This window comes from Micromonospora sp. NPDC052213 (assembly GCF_040679695.1).
Taxonomy (GTDB): Bacteria; Actinomycetota; Actinomycetes; order Mycobacteriales; family Micromonosporaceae; genus Micromonospora.
The window spans coordinates 42769-63060 of record NZ_JBFAVI010000022.1; the positions used below are offsets into that span (position 1 = coordinate 42769).

The following is a 20292-nucleotide window of genomic DNA, read 5'->3' on the forward strand; positions in this document are numbered from 1 at the left end:
TCATGTCCTCCAGGAGTCGCGGACAGGGGTTCGTCGGTCAGCGCAGGACCACGTCGGCGCGCAGGACGGCGTCGAGAAGGTCCGCGCGGCTCAGCGCCGCCGCCACCGCGGCGATGTCGTCGGCCATGTGGCGGTCGCGGTGCAGAGTGGGTGCGATGGATCGGGTGAGCTCGTAGGCGGCCCGCCCGGCCCGGCTCAGCTGCGCGTACCGTCCGGAGACGTCGACCGCCTGCGCGGCAGCGAGCAGTTCCACGGCCAGGATCGTGTCGTTGTTCGCCAGGACCCGGCGCGCGTTGCGGGCGGCGATCAGGCCCATGCTGACGATGTCCTGGTTGTCGCCGTTGGAGGGGATGCTGTGGATGCTGGCCGGGCCGATCGTGCGGTTCTCCGCGACAAGTGCGGTGGCCGGGTACTGGGCGCCGGCGAAGCCGCTGTTGAGGCCCGGGTCGCCCATGACGAGGAATTCCGGGAGACCGTAGTTCAGGTGGCGGTTCAGCAGGCGGTTGGTGCGGCGCTCGGACAGCACGCCGAGCTGCGTCAGGGCGATGGTGACGTAGTCCATCGCGAAGGCGACCGGCTGGCCGTGGAAGTTCGCGCCGTGGAAGACCTCGCCGCTGCCGAAGAAGAGCGGGTTGTCGTTGGCGGAGTTCAGCTCGATCTCGACCGTCGACCGGGCGTGGGTGAGGGTGTCCCGCACCGCGCCCAGCACCTGCGGCACCGCCCGCAGGGAGTACGCCTTCTGCATGTAGATGTTCGTCCGCTGCACCGCCTTGTCCGGCTGCCACTCGTCGGCGAGCTGCTGCCGCAGGCTGGCATGCGAGACGGTCAGCCCGCTGTCGCTCATCAACGCACGCATGTTGGCGGCGGAGTCGATCTGGCCGGGGTGCGGCCTGGCAAGATCGTGGCCCTCCGCGAGGAACGGGCCGGTGGATCCCTGCAGGGTCTCGATGACCAGCGCGGCGACGATCTCGGCCTGGCGGACCTGTTCGGTCGCCCGGCCGATCACCAGGGCACCGAGTCCGGTCATCGCGGAGGTGCCGTTGATGAGCGCGAGGCCTTCCTTGAACCGCAGCTCCATCGGCGTGATGTCGTGCTCGCGGAGCACCTCCCCGGCCGGCACCGGCCGGCCGTCGCGCAGCACGTAACCCTCGCCCAGCACCGTGCTCGCGATGTGCGACAGAGGGGCCAGGTCCCCGCTGGCGCCCAGCGAGCCCATCTCCGGGATGGCCGGGGTGATGCCGAGGTTCAGGTACAGCTCCAGGCGGGTGATCAGCTCGGGACGCACGGCGGAATAGCCCTTGGCCAGGGCGTTGAGCCGGGTGGCGACGATCGCCCTGGCCTCCACCTCCGAGAAGTGCGGACCGACGCCGGCGCTGTGGCTGCGGACCAGGTTGGTCTGGAGCTCAACCTCCTTGGACTGGTCCACCAGCATGTAGATCATCTCGCCGTACCCGGTCGTCACGCCGTAGACCGGGACGCCCTGCCGCACGATGTCCTCGAACCGCTGCCGGCTGCCGGCCGCGCGGGCCAGCGACTCCGCCGGCACCACGCAGGGTGCGCCCTGTTCGGCCACCTGTCGCACGCCGTCGATCGTGAGTCCGGCGCCGTCGAGAACCACCGGTCTGGCAGCGCTGTCGAACTGAGCCATGCTCTCTCATCCCATCGTCGTGGTTGGCCCGGCAGCAGCGAACGCTCCACCGGCTGTCGAGTCGCCGCACCCGGCGGCCGCCGCCCGCACCAGCGCCGCCATGCCAGCCACCGTCGGGGCCGTCACCAGCTCCGCCACGGACACGTCCACGCCGAAGCGCTCGGTGAGCCGGTGGGCGAGCCGAGCCAACAGCAGCGAGTGGCCGCCCGCGGCGAAGAAGCTGTGGTGCACGTCCGCCGGCCCGGCCGGCAGCAGTTCCGCCCAGAGCCGCCCGATCTCCTGCTCGGTCGCGGTCGGATCCCGCCCGGCGGCGGACCCGGCGGCCAGCACGGGGTCCGGGAGCCGGGTCCGGTCGACCTTGCCGCCGACGTTGCGTGGCACCCCGTCGAGGGCGACGAAGGAGGCGCGGTGGATCACGGGACCGTACCGACGACGCAGGTGCGTCCGCAGCGACGTCACCAGCGTCTGCCAGTCGCCGCGGTGACGGGCCACCACGAAGGCGACCAGCCGGCTCACCAGCCCGTCCGGGTCGGCCACGGCGGCCACGGCGCAGTCGGCCACGAGCGGATGTTCGGCGAGGACGGCCTCCACCGCCGCGAGTTCGAGCCGGTGTCCGGCTAGCTTGACCTGGTGGTCCAGCCGGCCGACATGTTCCAGCGTGCCGTCGAAGCGGCGTCGTCCGAGATCGCCGGTCCGATAGCAACCCGCCGTCGGGGAGGCGGCCGCATCGGCGCCGCGCAGGGGCCGGAAGGCGGCGTCGCCCCGCCCCTGCCCGTCCGCGCCGGGCAGGTAGCCCGGCACGGCGTACGGACTACGGACGACGATCTCCCCGGTCACCCCCGTGGGGCAGGGGCGGTCCCACTCGTCGACGACGAGCACCTGCCGGCCGGGAATCGGCCGGCCGATCGGCACCCGCTCGCCGCGGACCAGGGCATCGATCCGGTACGCGCTGGCCGCCACCGTCTCGGTCGGCCCGTAGACGTTCCACAGCCGGGTGTGCGGGAGCAGCCGGCGCAGCTGGTTCGCCAGGCTGGCCGCGAGCGCCTCCCCCATCAGGATCAGGTGGGTCAGGCGATTCGGCACGGCGCCGTCCCGCTCCATCGCGACCGCCAGCTCGCGGGCGAAGCTCGGCACGGTCTGCAACAGCGTGACGCCCTCCCGGTCGAGCCAGCGCACGAACCGCTCGGGGTGGGCCCGGACACGGCCCGGTACGGGCACCAGCGTCGCACCGGAGATCAGAGCCGCGAACACCTCGCAGAGGCTCGGGTCGTGCTCGACGGCGGCCCATTGCGCCACCCGTGAGCCGGGTCCGAGTCCGCCGATGTGCGCGAGCCAGGTGGCGAACTGCGCGAGCGCCGCGTGGGTCTGGACGACACCCTTCGGTCGCCCCGTCGACCCTGAGGTGAACGCGGCGTACGCCGCCGACGCCAGGTCGATGTCGCACGGCGTCGCCACCGCCCGCGCGGTCGGTTCCGTCGGCAGCGCGAGGACCTGTCCGCCCCGCTCAGCCCGGTACCAGTCGGCCAGCGGGTCGTCGGCCGGGTCGCCGCCGAGCAGCACGACGGCCGGCCTCAGGTCGGTCAGGACCATCGCGGCCCGTTCCCCGGTGTCGTCCGGGCTCATCCACACCACGTGCCCGCCGGCCAGCAACACGGCCAGGGAGGCCGTCACCAACGCCGGTCCCATGTTCAGCCGGACGGCGACGGCGCGGTCCGTGACCGGGACCCGGGCCCGCAGCCAGGCCGCCAGGCCCGTCGCCCGGGTGACGAGTTCGGCGTAGGTCAGGCCCTCCTCCTCGCACCGCACGGCGACCGCCTCCGGGAACCGCTCGGCGCATTCGCGGATCAGATCCGGCACCGGCCGCGCCGGTGTCGGCGGATCGGCCGTGGCATCCAGGTCGCGTACCGCCGTCGCGAGTTGCCGGGACGTCTCCAGCGGGAGATCGGCGATGGCCACGTCGGGGTTGCGGACGGCCGCCGTGAGCAGGGTGCGCAGGTGCGCGAGCAACCCCTCCGCGGTCGAGCGCCCCATCCGGTCGGCGCGGTAGGCGAGCGTTCCGGCGAGGGACGGACCAGCCGGCGAGACGGTGAGCATCAGATCGGCGAGGAGCGTGTGGGCGGGGGTCCTCAGCTCGTGGACGGTGGCGCCGGCCAGCCGCAGCGACGTGCCCTGGTGCCGGCCCTCGGCGAGCACCGCGTCGCAGAGCGGGATCCCGTCGACGGGGCGGGGCGGATTGACGCCACGGACCAGGCGCGGGAAGGGCAGCCGTCCGTGCGTCTCAGCGCTTCGCCGCCGCCGCGCCGTACGGCGCAGGTGCTCCCTGAACGTGGTGGTGGCGGTCAGCCTGCCGACGACGGGAACGAGGGTCGACAGCGGACCGACCGTGCCCTCCTCGCCCGGCCCGCGTAGGCAGACGGGCATCGCCACCGTCAGCGTGTCGTCGCCGCCGTACCGCCCAAGGGCAACCTGGAGCGCGGCCAACACGATCGTCAGGGGCGCGGTGCCCTCGGCCCGGGCCAGGGCCCGGACCGAGGTGCAAAGGTCCCGTTCCCAGTCGAAGGTCACCTCGTCGGCCACCGTCGGGGTTCCGCTGGCGGGCCGGTACACCGGAAGGGACGCGGCCGGCGGAGGTGGGTCCAGCTCGGCGAGCCACCGGTCGGCAGCCTCGCGGCAGATGGTTGCCTCCGTCCGGTGCGGGGGGTGCTCGCTGTGGTGCCGGGGCGGTGCGGACGCCGGGCGGGGAGCGCGGACGGCGTCGGCGTACCCGGTCGACAGTTCTCCGGCGACCAGCGACATCGACACGTCGTCCGCTACCGCCTGGTGGGCGGCGAGCACGATGCGGTGGTGCCGCGGGGTGACTCGGAGGACGGTCATCCGGGCGGACGGCCCGGCACCGAGGTCGCCCGGCAGCACGGCCGGTGCCCCGTCGCGCACGTCTCGCACCTCGACGGCGTCCCGGTGCACCGGGTTGACACGCCGGACGGGCCTGCCGTCCACCGTCGCCACCGTCGTCCGCAGCGCCTCGTGCCGGTCGAGCACCGCCCGCCAGGCCGAGCACAGGGCCTCGACGTCGATGTCGCCGGTGACCCAGTACGCGCGGCGGACCGTCGGGGCGGGGGCGTCCGCGTGCAGCCGCGTGACGTACCAGATGCCGTCCTGCACGTCGGCGGCGGCCGCGGCCAGGCGCGACGGGGTGGTTGGAGCGTCGGTTGTCACGCAGCAAGTCTCGGCGGGTGCCGCGGGGCCGGCATCTCATGAAATGCGCCGTGGAGGTGGGACCGGCGAACGGCCGGCCGTACGTCGGGAGCCGATCTCCCGGAATGCGCATTCGCAGAGATGCGCGCCACTGTCGATACCGCCCAGGATGACCGCAGAGCCGAGCGCGCAACCTGGAAGAGGTGACGAATGAACGACGTCCCCGGAACTGCTCCGAACCCCCGGGACCCCGCTGAGCTGGAGGGGCGCATCAGCGCCATCTGGCGTGACGTCCTCAACGCCCGCGAGGCGTCCCCGGGCGCCACCTTTCTCGAACTGCAGGGGCAGTCGATCTCCGCTGTGCGCATCGTCGGCCGGATCGAGGAGGAGCTCGGCATCGAGGTCGACGCCGCCGTCCTCTTCGACGACCCGGATCTGCGGACCTTCACCGACGTGGTGATCCGGCAGGCAGAGTCCGCCGGCTAGCCGGGCTCGGGTCCGGGCCGGCCCTCCCCCACGCCGCCCGGTCCAGGGCACGCCCCGTCGCCGCGAGAAGGGAGCACGCGATGCTGGCCATCAGGCTGTACGACATCGAGACCGGCCACGTCCAGACACTTGCCGAGGTGACCGATCCGGCGACGGCGGACTCGTGGCTGGAGCGGTTCGGAGCTGGCGGCATCGGCACCAACGACGTCGTGTACGTCGTGGAGGTGGTGTCGACACCACCCCCGGCTCCGCCACGTCCGACCCAGCCGAGGCGCGACACCGTGTTGCGGATGGCGGGTCCGGCCACACCGGGGGCGGCCGCCTGAGTGGACCGGTCCCCCGTCGCCTGCCGGCCCGGTCGCGGACGGACGCCCGGAGCGACCGCGCCACCGACGTGCCCGCCGGCCGCCAGTCATCGGTCGGGGCGCTTTTTCGTCCGTGCGATCGCGACATGGACCCGGTGAGCCAAAGGCGGCGGTCCACACGGACAATTGACGACTATCTTCGCCAAACATAAGATCGTCGCCAACGACGGATCTTGTCAGGCTAAGACCTACATCTATGCATATCGTTAGCCTGCGGTTCTGCGCCGAAAAGCGCGTCTCGTCGTGGCTCGGGCGCGCCCGACGCTCGGCAAACACCGAAAGGGGCACAATGACATTGTCCGCACTTCGCCGTGGGCGAAAGCAGCACGACGCTGGCTCCCCCGCCCGGACGAGATCGCTGTGGCGGAGGAGCATCGCGTCCCTCGCGGTCGCGGCGACGGTGCTCGTCGTCGGCGCGTCGTCCTCCTCCGCCGCAGGCACCTACGCTGAGCCGACCATCGGCAAGGCGAGTTTCAGCGCGTCCTTCCAGCACGGCATGGTGCCGGTCGACGGCGGTCAACTGCACTACGTCAAGGGTGGATCCGGACCGGCGCTGGTGCTCCTGCACGGCTGGCCGCAGACCTGGTGGGCGTGGCACGACGTCATGCCGGCCCTCGCCCGGAACCACACGGTCATCGCGTTCGACCTGCCGGGCCTCGGCGATTCCAGCTCCTTCGCCGGCGGATACGACAAGGTGACCACCGCGCAGCGCATCCGTCAGGCGGTGCACGCCCTCGGACACCGTCAGGTCTCGATCCTCGCGCACGACGTCGGCGTGCTGGTCGCGTACCCGTACGCCCGCGAGTTCCCCACCGAGGTCACGCGGCTCGCGGTGCTCGACTCGACGCTGTCCGGATTCGGCCTGGAGGACGCCTACACCCTCAGCTTCCACTTCCTGTTCAACGCGGCGCCCTCGCCGATCCCCGAGCGGATCCTCGACAACGAGGACGTGTCGACCTACCTGGGCATGATCTTCGACTTCAGCGTCAACCGCGACGCCATCGACAGGGAGGTCTACTACCAGTACTACCGGGACCCGGCCGACCGGACGGCGGGCTTCAACTACTACCGCGCGTACGCCGGGGACGCGGAGAACAACCGGGCCAACGCGGCGCGGCGGCTGGCCATGCCGGTCCTGGCGATGGGCTCGGCGGCGACGTTCGGGCCCGGGGTCGCGGCCTCGTTCCGGCAGGTCGCCGACGACGTACGCGAGGTCGTCGCCCCCAACTCGGGGCACTTCATCCCCGAAGAGAACCCGCAGTTCCTCATCTCCTGCGTCAACCTCTTCACCGGCGTGACGGCCACCCCGCCGTCGCCGGAACTGGCGAACTGCGTCGCCTGATCGTCCGGCCCGCGCCGGGGTCCGCCCCGACGAGGTCAGCAGCCGGCCGTCACGTGCCCACCGGCGCGCGGCGGCCGGCCGCGTCGTCCGAACCGCCGTTCGCCCACGGCCGATCCGGACGTGTTCCGGAGGAACACGAGGTGGTGTCACGCCGCCTCGCTGCCCGGAGCCATCCGCGTCGCGGAGCAAGGCCACGGCACCACGAGGTCCAGACGGGCCGACACCAGCGCCAGGTGGATGCGCGTCGGCCACGCGTCGACGGACGGATCACGGCACAGGTCGATCGACCAGTCCATCGGCACGCAGCCGACGACCACCATGCCGGCCTCCGCCCGGATCCGGCCGCCGAACTCGACGGTCCGGTCCCACCAGCCGGGGACGCCGAAGTCCGGCAACAGCAGGACACCGTCGACGCCGCGCCCGCGGAGCGCGGCGACGGCGACCAGTCCGTCGCCGTCGACCGGCGCGGACGCCGTCGGGTCCGGCGGTGCCAGTGCCACGATCCTCAGCGCGTGTACGCCCCGGACCAGCAGCCGCCCCTCGGTGCCCACCGTCCAGCCGTCGGCCGTCGGAGCTGATCCGGACGGGAGCGGGTGCAGCTCCGCAACCGGCCGCGGACGCGGGTCGATCCCGTCCCCCGCGCCGGGTGTCGGACCGGTGGTGCCGCCGGACGCCGGTCCCCCGAGACTGACGAGCCGGTTCGGCAGACGCAGCGCACCGCGTGTCAGCGGTTCGGCGACGGCGTTGCGAGCAGGGCCGTCCGGGTCGACGCCGGCGGCACGGCGGTACGCCGCCTCCGCCTCGTCGACGCGGGCGGGACAGCGACGGCGCAGGCCGAGATAACTGATCGCCGTGCTCCGCGTGATGAAGTGCATGCCGAACTGCGCCGGCGGCAGGTGCAGGCGCCGCCCGTAGGTCTCCCACCACCGCATGCTGGGTCCCGCCAGACGCTGCACGCGGGTCACCCGCCCCCGTCGCGCCCGCTCGTACGCGGCGAACGCGTCGGCGACGGTGTCCTGCTCGCGCAGCGCGGCGGCAAGCGCAGCCGCATCCGCGAGCGCCATCGTGGTGCCGGACGCGACGCTGAAATGCGCGGTGTGGGCGGCGTCGCCGACCAGCACCAGGTTGCCGTCGGACCACCGCTGGTTCGTCACGACGTCGAAACGCGACCACCGGCTCCTGTTGCTGACCAGCGGGGCGCCGAGGTGGTCGGCGAAGACGTCGTCGAGCAGTGCCAGCCCGTCGCCGCTGATTTCGCCCGGTACGCCGTCGGGACGACACCGGACGTCAAGACCCGCCCGACGCCAGGTCACCTCGTCGAGCTCCACCACGACGGTGCTCAACCCGTCCCCGCACGAATAGGCGTGCGCGGCCATCGGTCCGTGCTCGGTGGGCACGAAGAACATCGTGGCGGCGTCGCCGATGTCGGCGGCCGAGCCCAACCAGATGTAGCGGGCGGCGCCGGTGCGCACAGTGGTGCCGAAGTCTGCGGCACGGGCCGTCCGCTGCGCCGAGCGGGCACCGTTGGCGAGGACGGTCACGTCCGCGTCGAACTGGTCGGCGCGGGCGTCATGCCCGTAGTGGAGCCGGGCGCCGACCCGTCGTGCCGCCTCCGACAGAAGCGCCAGCATCGTGTCGCGGGAGACCGTGGCGATCGGGAAGCCGTCGTAGCGGAGGCGTTCGCCGGGCAGCCGCAGCTCGATGCCGGACAGTGGCCGCACGACGCACCCGAGGCGCTCGGCGACCTCGGGATCCCAGGTCGCGAGCTCCCGCATGGTCCGGTCGGACAACGCGACGCCGAAGCCGGCCACGTCCGCACGCCGGTTGCGCTCGTAGACGTCGACGGTCGCCCCGGGCAGCGTGCGGCCGATCAGCCGTGCCAGGAGGAGACCGGCGGGACCGGCTCCGATGATCGCCACCCGCGTCACGCCACCCATGTCCGCCCTCACCGCTTCCTCTCGCCGTACGCGGTCGCGCCGACGATTCCGAGCAGAAGTACGGCCCGGACCGCACCACCTTCCGCCGCGGCACGGTCCGGCCCGGTTCGGATCGTCGCAGCCGATCGCACGGGGCGGCATCTTCCCCGGTGCGGCGGCGGCGTCCGCGTTCCCCGGATCCGGGTCCGCGTCTGATCGCCGCGGGCGGCGCACCGACGACGCGGCACCCAGGGAGGTGCCGGAGGCGACACGCCGCCACCACGATCGGATCGTCCCCCCGAACCCCTGCGCAGGGCAGGAAGGAGCACCATGGGCACCGATCGGCACGTGGCGTTGACGGAAGCCGACTACCTCCGACTGCTGATCCACGGCACGACCGCGTTCGAGTTGGTGCGCACCAGCCTGGAACTCGAGATCTTCGAGCACCTGGAGAGCAGCGGAGGAATGGACGCGGCACGCCTGGCCGCGACGATCGGTATCCAGGCGCAGCCTGCCCGCGTCATGCTGCTGGGACTCTGTGCGCTGCGGCTGGTCGAGAAGCGCGGTGACGCGTACGTCAACACCGCCATGACGCGCGGGAAGCTGCTGCGGTCGAGCCCCCGCTTCCTGGGAGCGCTCGTCGACGTCCAGGCGAAGGTGATCAACCAAGCCCTGCCCGACCTGGCGGAATCGGTACGTCGCGGCACCAACGTGGGGCTCCGTCATCTGCCGGGCCCGGGGACCACCCTCTACGAGCGGCTCACCGCGCACCCCGAGCTGCAGCGGGTGTTCTACGCCAACATGGGCGACGCGTCGCGCAAGGCGTTCGCGCAGCTGTTGGAGCGCTACGACTTCAGCACCGTGCGGCACGCGGTCGACGTGGGTGGTGGCGACGGGACGAACGCGATCGAACTCGCCCGACGCTACCGGCACCTCACCGTCACCGTCTTCGACCAGGAGAGCGTCACCCGCCTGGCCGCGGACCGGATCGAGGATCCGGATCTGCGGCGACGGGTACGTTTCCACGCCGGTGACATCCTCGCCGACCCGCTGCCCGAGGGCGCCGACGCGGTGTTCGTGTTCCACATCTTCGAGATCTGGTCCCGGGAACGTAACACCGAACTGCTGCGCAAGTGCCGGGCGGCGCTGCCGGAGGGCGGCATCTGCCTCATCTACAACTTCGTCTCCGACGACGCGGGCACCGGCTCGATGAGCGCCGGGCTGGTTTCCCCGTACTTCCTCACCCTGGCCTCCGGCGAAGGCATGGCCTATTCCGCCGCCGACATGGAGCAAGCGGCCCTCGATGCGGGCTTCTCGCACGTCGAGCGGTACGAGGACATGGGGTTCAGCCATGCCCTCGTCGTGGGCCGCCGGTAGGGCTCGTCCGCCGGCTCCACACCGACTCCGACAACCGTGCGCTCGCGACGCGTCAAGGAGACCTCTTCATGACCTCAACCGAACCCATCGCCATCGTCGGCATGGCCTGCAGGTTCGCCGGAGACGTCAGTTCGCCCGACGAGTTCTGGGCGTTGTTGCGTGACGGCAGGGACACCGTCGGGGAACTGCCCGACGACCGCTGGAGCTGGTACGCCAGCCAGGGCCCGGAGCACGCCGCAGCGGTGGCGACGGCGACCACGCGGGGATCCTTCCTGGCCGACGTCTCCGGCTTCGACGCCGACTTCTTCGAGATCACACCGCGGGAAGCGGCGCTGATGGATCCGCAGCAACGCATCGTGCTGGAACTGGCGTGGGAGGCCCTGGAGCACGCGGGCATCCCGCCGAAGGGACTCGCCGGCACCGACGCCGGCGTGTTCATGGGTGTCGGCACGGACGACTACGGGCGGCGGCTGCTGGAGGACCTCCCCCGCATCGAGGCGTGGACCGGAATCGGAGGGGCCTACTGCGCCGTCGCCAACCGGGTGTCGTACGCGCTGGACCTGCACGGTCCCAGCATGACCGTGGACACCGCGTGCTCCTCGTCCCTGGTCGCCATCCACCTGGCGGCACAGGCCCTGCGGGCAGGGGAATGCGACGTCGCCCTGGCCGGCGGGGTGCTGGTGATGGCGGCGCCCGGCCTGACCCTGGTCCTGGACGCCGCCGGCGCCACCGCCCCGGACGGGCGCTGCAAGTCCTTCGACGCGGACGCGGACGGCTACGGCCGTGGCGAGGGCGGTGGCGTCGTGGTGCTCAAGCGGCTCGCCGACGCCCGCCGGGACAACGACCGGATCCTGGCCGTCGTCCGGGGCAGCGCGGTCCAGCAGGACGGCCGGACCAACGGCATCATGGCGCCGAACGGGCACGCACAGGAGCAGTTGATGCGTCGCGCCTGCCGGGACGCCGGCATAGATCCGCGGACGGTCCAGTACGTCGAGGCGCACGGCACAGGGACACCGGTGGGCGACCCCCTGGAGGCGGGTGCGCTGGCGTCGGTGTTCGGGGCCGGCAGGCCGCCGGACCGACCGCTGCTGATCGGCTCGGTCAAGCCGAACATCGGTCACCTGGAGGCGGGTGCCGGCGTCGCCGGCGTCATCAAGACGGTACTCGCCCTCCGGCACGGCGAGCTGCCACCGAGTCTTCACCTCCACCGCCCCAACCCCGCCGTCGCCTGGGAGACCTCGGGACTCCGGGTGGTGACGGAGCCGACGCCGTGGCCGCAGGCGGACACGCCCCGGCGCGCAGCGGTCTCCGGGTACGGCTACGGCGGCACCATCGCCCACCTCATTATCGACGGAGCCGATACGCCGGTCCGCCGCAACGCCAACGGCGAGGGCGACGGCGAGTCACCCCGTCCCCTCCTCCACCCGTTGTCGGGGGCCAGCCCTGCCGCCCTCCGGCAGAACGCCGACCGGCTCGCCAGGCGACTCACGGATGACCCGGCCCTGACCGCCACGGACGTCGGCCACACCCTCGCGCTCGGACGCAGCCATCTCACCCATCGCGCCGCCGTGGTCGCCACCGACCGGACCGGCCTGGTCGAGGCACTGCGGGAGTACGCGGCCACCGGTCGGGGCTGCGTGACCGGCGCGGCACCGGCCGGCGGTGACCGGGGCGTCGTCTGGGTGTTCTCGGGACACGGCTCACAGTGGACCGGCATGGCCCGCGACCTGATCGACGACGCCCCGTTCGCCGACGTGCTCGACCAACTCGACCCGGTGTTCAGGGCGGAGCTGGGTCTCTCGCCACGGTCCGTTCTCCTCGACGACCGTCCGCAACCGGTGGACGTGATCCAGCCGATGATCTTCGCCGTCCAGGTCGCGCTGGCGGCGACGTGGCGGGCGATGGGACTGCGTCCCGCCGCCGTCATAGGTCACTCCGTGGGGGAGATCGCCGCCGCGGTCACCGCCGGCATGCTCACCCTGGAGCAGGGCGCCCGCCTGGTCTGCCGCCGCTCGCTGCTCCTGCGGGAGGTCGCCGGGGCCGGCGCCATGGTCATGGTGAACGTCGGATTCGACGAGGCGGTACGCCGGCTGGGCGAACGGGACGACGTGGTCGTCGCGATCGCCGCGTCCCCCGAATGGTCGGTGCTCTCCGGTGACGTCGCGGGCATCGCCGACGTCGCGCAGCGGTGGCTCGCAGACGGGGTGACGGTCCGGCCGATCCAGTCGGACGTGGCGTTCCACAGTCCGCACATGGATCCGCTCCTGGACCCGCTGGAGGCCGCCGCCGCCGACCTTCCACCTGCGGCGCCAGTGGTCCCGACCTACACGACGGCCCTCTCCGACCCCCGCTCGACCGCCGCGCGGGACGGCGCCTACTGGGCGGCGAACCTGCGCGGCTCGGTGCGCTTCGCGCAGGCCGTCGCCGCCGCTGCCGAGGACGGTCACCGGCTCTTCCTGGAGATCTCCGCGCACCCCGTCGTCGCACACTCGATCAGCGAAGCCCTGGACAGCCTCGGGATCGACGACGGCCGGGTGGCGTACTCGCTGCGCCGGGGCCGGCCGGCACATGAGGCCCTGCTGACGGGCCTGGGCGAGCTGTACTGCCACGGCGCGGCCGTTGACTGGTCAGCCCTGTGGTCCGTCGGTGACCTCGCCGACCTGCCGACCCAGGCGTGGCAGCGCAGGCGGCACTGGGCGCCGGAGCCGGCACCGACGCCGGGGGTGACGAGGCGGCACGACCCGCGCAGCCACACACTGCTCGGTGGGCGCACGGTGGTGCGTGGGGCCGACAGGACCGAGTTCTGGTCAACCCGCCTCGACCACGGCTCCCGTCCGTACCCCGGGGACCATCCGGTGCGGGACGTGGAGATCGTCCCCGCCGCGGTGCTGCTCAACACCTTCTTCTCCGCCGCAACGGATCGGGGCTGGGTCGACCTGGCAGACCTCGCTCTGCGGGTACCGGTCAGCGTGACCCGGCCGCGGGAGGTCCAGGTGGTCCGTCAGGGCGAGACGCTCCGACTCAGCTCGCGGATCCTCGCGGACGGCGCCGACGACGAGGACGAGGGCTGGGTCACGCACACCGTGGCCACCATCGACACACACCTGGACCTACCCGCCGGTGGCAGCCACCCCACCAGGGTGGTCGAGGCGTTGCCGGACGACTTCGTCGTCGACCGGCTGGCCTCGCTCGGTGTCGCCGCCATGGGTTTCCGTTGGGTCGTCCGTCGCATCGGCCGAACCGTGGACGGCATGGTCGCGGACGTCGATGTCGAGAACGGTGAACGGACATCGCGCGGGTGGGCGCCGATGCTCGACGCTGCGCTGTCGATCGCGTCGGTGGTCTTTCCCGGGCCGGCCACCCTCCGGATGCCCGCGCACATCCACCGGGTCACGCTCTCGCCGGCGGCGGTCGCCCAGGCGCGGATCGTCGTGCGCACAGCGGCCGACGACGTCGTCGAGGTGGAGATCGTCAACTCGTACGGCGAGACGGTCGGCCGGCTGACCGGCCTGCGGTACGGGGTACTCGACCTTGACGTGCACCAGGGCGACACCCCGACGGGTCTGGTGCACCAGACCGTCTGGCGGTCCGCACCCCGGCTGGTCGGGCACCGCCCGGGGGCGGTGGTCCTGGTCGGCCCGGGCACATCGCTGAGCGACGGACTGGCCGCCCGCCTGGAGGGCACGGGCATCCCGTGGAGGCACGTCTCCGACCCGGACCACCTCGCCGGCACGGACCTGACCGACGGCACGGCGGTCCTCGTCGTGCCCGCCCGCACGCGCCCCGACGACGTGGTCGGGTCGGTCGACGAGAACACCTGGCTGCTCACCCGGACCGCACAGCGGCTGGCGGGGGCCGGTGCGGCGCGGCCCGCACGCCTCTGGTGCCTGACCCAGGGCGTGGTCGGCTGCACGGACAGCGGGGCTCTCGGCCACGCGGCTCTCTGGGGTCTGGGCAGGATCGTCGGTGGTGAGCATCCGGAGCTCTGGGGCGGTGTCGTCGACGTCGGCGCGTCGCCGGGCGACCTGTCGACGCTCGTGGAGATCATCGGGGACAGCCACGGCGAAGACGTCATCGTCATCCGGGACGGGATCGTCTCGGTGCCACGCCTGCGTACCGGTGAGGGCGCCGCCGACGCCTCACCGGCGATCTGCCGGCCGGACGGCACGTACCTGGTCACCGGCGGGCTGGGGACCCTGGGCCTGCAGGTGGCGTCCTGGCTGGCGACGCGTGGCGCGCGCCGCATCGTGCTGGCCGGTCGCCGTGGCCTGCCCCGGCGTGACGCGTGGGACGACCTGACCGACCCCGGGCAGCGGGCAGCGGTCGAGACCATCCGGGCACTCGAGCGTTCCGGTGTCACGGTCGCCGTGGTGCCGGTCGACATCGCCGACCGGCACGCCGCCGCGCGACTGCTGCGGCCGGCCGCGCTCGGGCTGCCTCCCGTCCGCGGCGTCGTGCACGCCGCAGGGGTGATCGACAACCGCACGGTCGACGCACTCGACGAGGCGTCACTGCGTCACGTGCTACGGCCGAAGGTCGCGGGGGCGCTGGCCCTGCATGACATCTTCCCGCCCGGCAGCGTGGACTTCTTCGTGCTCTTCTCCTCGGCGGGTCAACTCCTCGGCCTGCCCGGGCAGGGCAGCTACGCCGCGGGCAACGCCTTCCTCGACGGTCTCGCGCGACACCGACGCGCAGCGGGCGACAGCGGAACGCGAAGCATCGCCTGGACGTCCTGGCGTGGGCTCGGCATGTCCACCTCCTCGGAGGTGATCGACGCCGAACTGGCCGCCCGGGGCACCGCGGACATCAGTGCGGCCGAGGCGTTCGCCTCCTGGGACCTCGTGGAGCGGTACGGCCTCGGCGAGGCGGCCGTGTTGCGCGTTCTGCCGGGCTCCCCGGCCGGGCGGCGCCCACCCCTGCTCGACGAGCTGACGACCGTCTCCCCCGCCGGAGAGGCGGCCGACACGACGGCTCCGTCGTGGACCGGCCTGGACGACGCCGCGCTGCACGCGCACCTGTCCCTGCGGATCAGCGAACAGGTTGCCGACGAGACCCGGTTGCCCGTCCTCGACGTCGACCCTCACCGCCCCCTGTCGGAGATGGGCCTGGACTCGGTGATGACCACACGGATCCGGTACGCGCTGGAACGGGAGTTCCGGCTCGCGCTGCCCGCGACCCTGCTCTGGGACCAACCCACCGTGGACGCCATCGCCACGTACCTGGCCGCCCGGCTGGGGCCGACGGCCGCCCCTACGGAAGGAGTCAAGCCGTGATCGACGAGGGCACCGTACCCTGGCCGGAGGATCTCGCCTACGCGTACCGGACGGCCGACTGCTGGCGGGGCCGCCCACTCGGGGCGTATCTGTGGGACTGGGCGGACGCGTGGGGCGACCACGTGGCCGTGGTCGACGGCGACCGGCGGCTGACGTACCGGGAACTCGCTGTGCTGAGCGACGGCCTGGCCGAGCAGCTGATCGAGCACGGGCTCCGCCGCGGCGACAGCGTCCTGGTGCAGCTGCCGAACTGCTGGGAGTTCGTCGTCGTCACCCTCGCCTGCTTCCGAGCGGGGGTGGTGCCCGTGATGATGCTCCCGCAGCACCGAGCGCACGAGCTCACCGCGATCGCCGGACACGTCGAGGCGCGGGCACTGGTCGTACCGGACACCTGGCGCGGCTACGACCACCAGGCCCTGGCACACCAGGTGGCAGCCGGCCTGCCGGACGGCGCGGCCGTCCTCGTGGTCGGCGCCGACGTCCGACCGCACAGCGTCGACGTACGGTCCCTCATGCGCTGCGGCGGTGACGTCGAGGCGCGGCGCCGGCGGCTGGACGGACTGGCCCCGTCCGCTGCCGACGTGGCGCTCTTCCTGCTCTCCGGTGGCACCACCGCAGTACCGAAAGTCATCGCTCGCACGCACGACGACTACGAGTACAACATCCGGCGGTGCGCCGATGTCTGCCGGTTCAGCCGCCAGACGGTGTACCTGGCGGTGCTGCCGGTCGGGCACAACTTCCCGTTGGCGAACCCCGGAGTGCTGGGGACCCTGCACCGCGGCGGGCGGGTCGTCATGCTGTCGTCGCCCCGCCCCGAGCAGGCGTTCGCCGCCATCGAGGCGGAAGGGGTCACCGCGACGTCGGTGGTGCCGGCGGTGGCGATCAGATGGATGGAGGCCGTGGACGGCAGCGGTCGTGACCTGTCCAGCCTGCGGCACATCCACGTCGGCGGGTCGATGCTCTCGCCGGAGGTCGCCGGCGCCATCGGCCCGGCCCTCGGCTGCGAGCTGCAACAGGTCTACGGGATGGCGGAGGGTCTGGTCTGCTACACCCCGGTCGACGCGCCCCGCTCCGTCGCGAACACGACGCAGGGGCGCCCGCTCAGCCCGTTCGACGAGTTGCTCGTGGTCCACCCCATGACGGGCCGGCCCGTGCCGCCCGGTGCGGTTGGGGAGCTGCTCGTCCGAGGCCCGTACACCCCGCGCGGCTACTACCGGGCGCCCGAGCAGAACGCCGTCTCCTACACGCCCGACGGCTGGTACCGCACCGGGGACCTCGTGCGCATCACCCCGCGAGGAAACCTTGTGGTCTGTGGCCGGGTGAAGGACGTGATCAACCGGGCAGGTGAGAAGATCTCCGCCGCCGAGATCGAGACGCTGGCGCAGGACATCCCGGATGTCGCCGAGGCTGCGGCCGTGTCGGTGCCCGACGCCGTCGTCGGGGAACGGGTCTGCCTCGTCGTCCGCCTGCATCCGGGACGCGAGCTGACCCTGGACCGGGTGGCCGCGGCGCTGACGGAGCGGGGGCTCGCGACGTTCAAGGTGCCGGAGCGTCTCGTCGTCCTGGACGACCTGCCGCACACCCCGCTCGGAAAACCGGACAAGAAGGCGCTGCGGCTGCTCCTGACCCGGGCTGCGTAGCGCCGAAGCCTCGCGCGGCCTGCCCTGGGCCCGCCGGTCGCACCCTGGTCCCGCCGCCCCCGGCCGCGGCGGCGAGACGGCCGCACAAATTTCTGGCCGCAGACCGATCAATCGCCGGCCGGCCCGTCGTCATAACTGTTAGAGCGCTCATGATGCGGCTCGGCGGTCGTCAATACGCCAAGACACGGGTGCACTGTTCGTCCCGTCGCGTCGCATCACCTACCCGTTCCCTCGGGTGCAAAACGACCGGTCCTGCCAGAAGTGTGCCCGACATCCACGAATTGGAGTTTCGCGTGACCGTCAGGAACTGGAACCGTACCGCCCTGTCCGCCCTCGGCCTCAGCGCCGTGGCGGCCCTCGGTCTCACCGTTGCCGCCTCGGCGCCGGCGGTCAGCGCCCCGAAGGACGGCGTCTCCGCCGCCACCGCCAAGGTCACCATCACGCCGTCGAGCAACCTGGTCGACGGGACGGCAGTGACCATTGCCGCCACCGGCCTCCGGCCGAGCACCGTGTACCACATCGGTCAGTGCGCGATCATCGGCGAAACCCTTCCGTGCAACGGCGCCGAGACCATTCACGTCAGCTCGTCCAGCTCGGGCAACCTGAGCGCCAAGCTGACGGTCCGGCAGGTCTACCAGGGCACGCTGGGCCCGGAGAACATTCCGTGGGGCACCGTTGACTGCAAGGCCGTGCCGTGCGGCATCGGCATGTTCAACGACCTCGGCGAGGGCGCCGGCGCGGCAATTTCGTTCAAGTAATCGCAAGCCGCACAAACGCTGTTCCGGGTCACGTTCCGCGTGACCCGGAACAGCCTTTTTTAGGCGCCTCGGAGCCGTTCCACGCCGCTTCCGAGGGCTGGCGTGCAGCGGACGCTGGCGCGCCGCCGCCTCCACGCATTCACGAAGATGTCCGGCCGCACCGCCGGACCTACCGTCGACTGGCGGCCGACGGCCGGACCCGACGCCGTCGGCGGGCCCGCTCCGCCGAGCCCGCAGCCACTGCCGAGCAGCGCCGGGCCGACCAGGTGTCGACGTTTCGGCACGCTCCGGTCGGCCTGGGGAGGCAGGCGACCGCCCGGCGTCGCCAGGCCAGGGCCGCGAGCCGCGTCGGCGTCCCAGCACTCCTCCCAGGAGGTTCACATGCGCCCACCACGACGGGGCACCATCGACGTTCCCGGCGCCACCCTCTATTTCGAGCTCCGTGGCGACGGGCCGCCGCTGCTGTGCATTCCCACCGGGAACGGGGACGCCACCCCGTTCGGGCCACTGGCCGACTCCCTCGCCGCCCACCACACGGTCATCACCTACGACCGGCGCGGCTTCTCCCGAAGCCCGGTCTTCGACGCGGTGGCGGATGATCGACGGGTTCTCGTCGACGCGCAGGATGCGGTTGCGCTGCTCGACCACGTGTCCGACGAGCCCGCCGACGTGTTTGGTACCTGCTCAGGCGGCATCGTGGCACTGGCCCTGCTGCAGACGCGTCCGAACCGCCTGCGCACCCTGGTCGCCCACGAGCCACCCCTGGCGTCGGTTCTGCCGGATGCCCCGCGCTGGTTGAGTTTCTACGAGAGCCTGTACGTCACCTACCGGGAGTCCGGCGTCGCCGCCGCCAAGGCGGTTTTCCGGGACCACGTCGGCCTGGAAGGTGAGACCCGGCCACCCGAGGACGCCCGGCTTCCGCCGCAGCAACTCGAGGAACTGCTCACCAGGCTCCGCCGCAACGAGGTGTTCTGGTTCGAGCACGAGACCCGCAGCTTCCCAGCCTTCCAGCCCGACCTGGGGGCGCTGCGCCGACACCGCGACAAGCTGGTGCTGGCCGGCGGCACCACCTCCCGGGAGCAGTACGCCTACCGCCCCAACAAGGAGCTGGCGCGGCTGCTGGAGGTCGGGATGGTCGACCTTCCCGGCGGCCACCTCGGGCACGTCACCCACCCGTACGAGTTCGCCGAGGCGCTCCACGAGCTTCTCCGGTCACGCCCCCCTGCGACAGGCACGCCCCCGACGTGGTGACGGCCCCGAGAGCGGTTCGCCGCGAGGGAATGCCACCCCTTGTGCTCGCCTTGATTACGCTCCTGAATCAATAACTAATCCGACACGAATCGCGAACTCCACACGCCCTAACCGGTGAGCAATACGGGAGGGGAAAACGGTCCGGACGAACCACATACTGGTGGAGAGGCGAGAGAATCGGGAGGGCGGCCGAACGCCTCGGGTGAATTCCGCTGTTCAGGCGGTCACCGGTCAACGTTACCCGAAAAAATGGAGAAAACATGCGCAAGAAGCGTACCGTCGTCGCACTCGCCGCAGTGGCGATGGCGGCCCTCACCACGCTGTTCCTGGCGGGGAACGGGGCGGCCAGCGCCGAGTCCGGCGACACCGCGGCGGCCCCGATGCACTTCGAATCGTCGGAGCTCCGGCAGCTCCTTCCCGCCGACGGTCTGGACGCGAAGTCGGCGTCCATCCAGCCCACCATCACCATCAAGGAGGCAGTGGCGACCGGTCAGTTCGAGTCCGGTCCTGGTCTCACGTCCGAGCCCAAGGGCTGCCTGAACATGACCGATGCCCTTGGCGACCTCAGCGGGGTCGAGGGCTACATGCAGTCGGGCGAGCGATCGGTGGAGGCCGCGCCGGACAGCCTCCAGCGGTACTTCATGACCGCCGTGTTCCAGATCCCCGGCGGCGCCGACGCGGCGATCGACAAGGTGGCCGAGGTGCTGCGCACCTGCAGCGCCGGCACCATCCTGCTGGAGACCGGCAAGGGTGAGCCGCTGAAGGGCAGCATCTCCTACGCCGAGCACAAGGCGCTGCCGCTGGACGGCGCCCGCACCTTCGCCTCTACCCTCACGACGATCCTGCCGTCGTTCACCGGACTCAACGACGAGGTCCTCCCGACCACCGAGTGTGAGGCCCAGCTCACCCTGGCCGCTGACGGGGACGTGCTGATCTGGTCCGTCGAGCCGACGGAGCAGCTGGCCACCGAGTCGGTCTCCACCGTCTACGAGCGGGCCTCACACTCGGTGGTCGGGAGGACCTCGTCGGTGAGTCCGGTGA

At 72.1% G+C, this 20292-nt stretch carries 12 protein-coding genes; 9 read left to right on the top strand and 3 right to left on the bottom strand.

Features of this window, described 5'->3' with window-relative positions; translation table 11 throughout:
• Positions 1–37 precede the first annotated feature (37 nt).
• Complete coding sequence (gene cmdF, locus AB0L34_RS08705; protein WP_363703123.1) at positions 38–1648, bottom strand: tyrosine 2,3-aminomutase; 1611 nt, start codon at positions 1646–1648, stop codon at positions 38–40.
• 6 nt (positions 1649–1654) lie between these two features.
• Positions 1655–4864, bottom strand: coding sequence for an AMP-binding protein (locus AB0L34_RS08710; RefSeq protein ID WP_363703125.1), 3210 nt, complete (start codon positions 4862–4864; stop codon positions 1655–1657).
• Positions 4865–5053: 189 nt separating this feature from the next.
• Between AB0L34_RS08710 and AB0L34_RS08715 the strand changes: the two genes are divergently transcribed.
• From AB0L34_RS08715 to AB0L34_RS08725, 3 genes are all read left to right on the top strand, one after another.
• A complete protein-coding gene (locus AB0L34_RS08715) occupies positions 5054–5329 on the top strand; it encodes a phosphopantetheine-binding protein (RefSeq protein WP_363703127.1) in 276 nt (91 codons plus the stop codon).
• An 80-nt stretch (positions 5330–5409) separates the two neighbouring features.
• Complete coding sequence (locus AB0L34_RS08720) at positions 5410–5655, top strand: hypothetical protein (RefSeq protein WP_357454315.1); 246 nt, start codon at positions 5410–5412, stop codon at positions 5653–5655.
• A gap of 439 nt (positions 5656–6094) precedes the next feature.
• Positions 6095–7036, top strand: a complete 942-nt coding sequence (locus AB0L34_RS08725) for an alpha/beta hydrolase (protein WP_363703129.1) — start codon at positions 6095–6097, stop codon at positions 7034–7036.
• Positions 7037–7182: 146 nt separating this feature from the next.
• Here the strand turns inward: AB0L34_RS08725 and AB0L34_RS08730 are convergent, their stop codons facing one another.
• On the bottom strand, positions 7183–8973 hold the full coding sequence (locus AB0L34_RS08730; RefSeq protein ID WP_363703131.1) for an FAD-dependent monooxygenase: 1791 nt from the start codon (positions 8971–8973) through the stop codon (positions 7183–7185).
• Positions 8974–9282: 309 nt separating this feature from the next.
• Here AB0L34_RS08730 and AB0L34_RS08735 point away from each other — a divergent pair, with 309 nt between their 5' ends.
• From AB0L34_RS08735 to AB0L34_RS08760, 6 genes are all read left to right on the top strand, one after another.
• A complete protein-coding gene (locus AB0L34_RS08735) occupies positions 9283–10329 on the top strand; it encodes a methyltransferase (RefSeq protein ID WP_363703133.1) in 1047 nt (348 codons plus the stop codon).
• 68 nt (positions 10330–10397) lie between these two features.
• Complete coding sequence (locus tag AB0L34_RS08740; protein WP_363703135.1) at positions 10398–15602, top strand: type I polyketide synthase; 5205 nt, start codon at positions 10398–10400, stop codon at positions 15600–15602.
• Positions 15599–17242, top strand: coding sequence for an AMP-binding protein (locus AB0L34_RS08745; protein ID WP_363703137.1), 1644 nt, complete (start codon positions 15599–15601; stop codon positions 17240–17242). Before AB0L34_RS08740 ends, AB0L34_RS08745 begins: the two co-directional genes overlap by 4 nt.
• Before the next feature lie 263 nt (positions 17243–17505).
• Positions 17506–18000: an enediyne antibiotic chromoprotein gene (locus AB0L34_RS08750; RefSeq protein WP_357454297.1), complete on the top strand. Its 495-nt coding sequence runs from the start codon at positions 17506–17508 to the stop codon at positions 17998–18000.
• Between the two features lie 381 nt (positions 18001–18381).
• Positions 18382–19251, top strand: a complete 870-nt coding sequence (locus AB0L34_RS08755) for an alpha/beta hydrolase (protein WP_363703139.1) — start codon at positions 18382–18384, stop codon at positions 19249–19251.
• Between the two features lie 260 nt (positions 19252–19511).
• Positions 19512–20292 (top strand): hypothetical protein (locus AB0L34_RS08760; protein WP_363703141.1); only part of this gene is annotated, 781 nt, incomplete at its 3' end.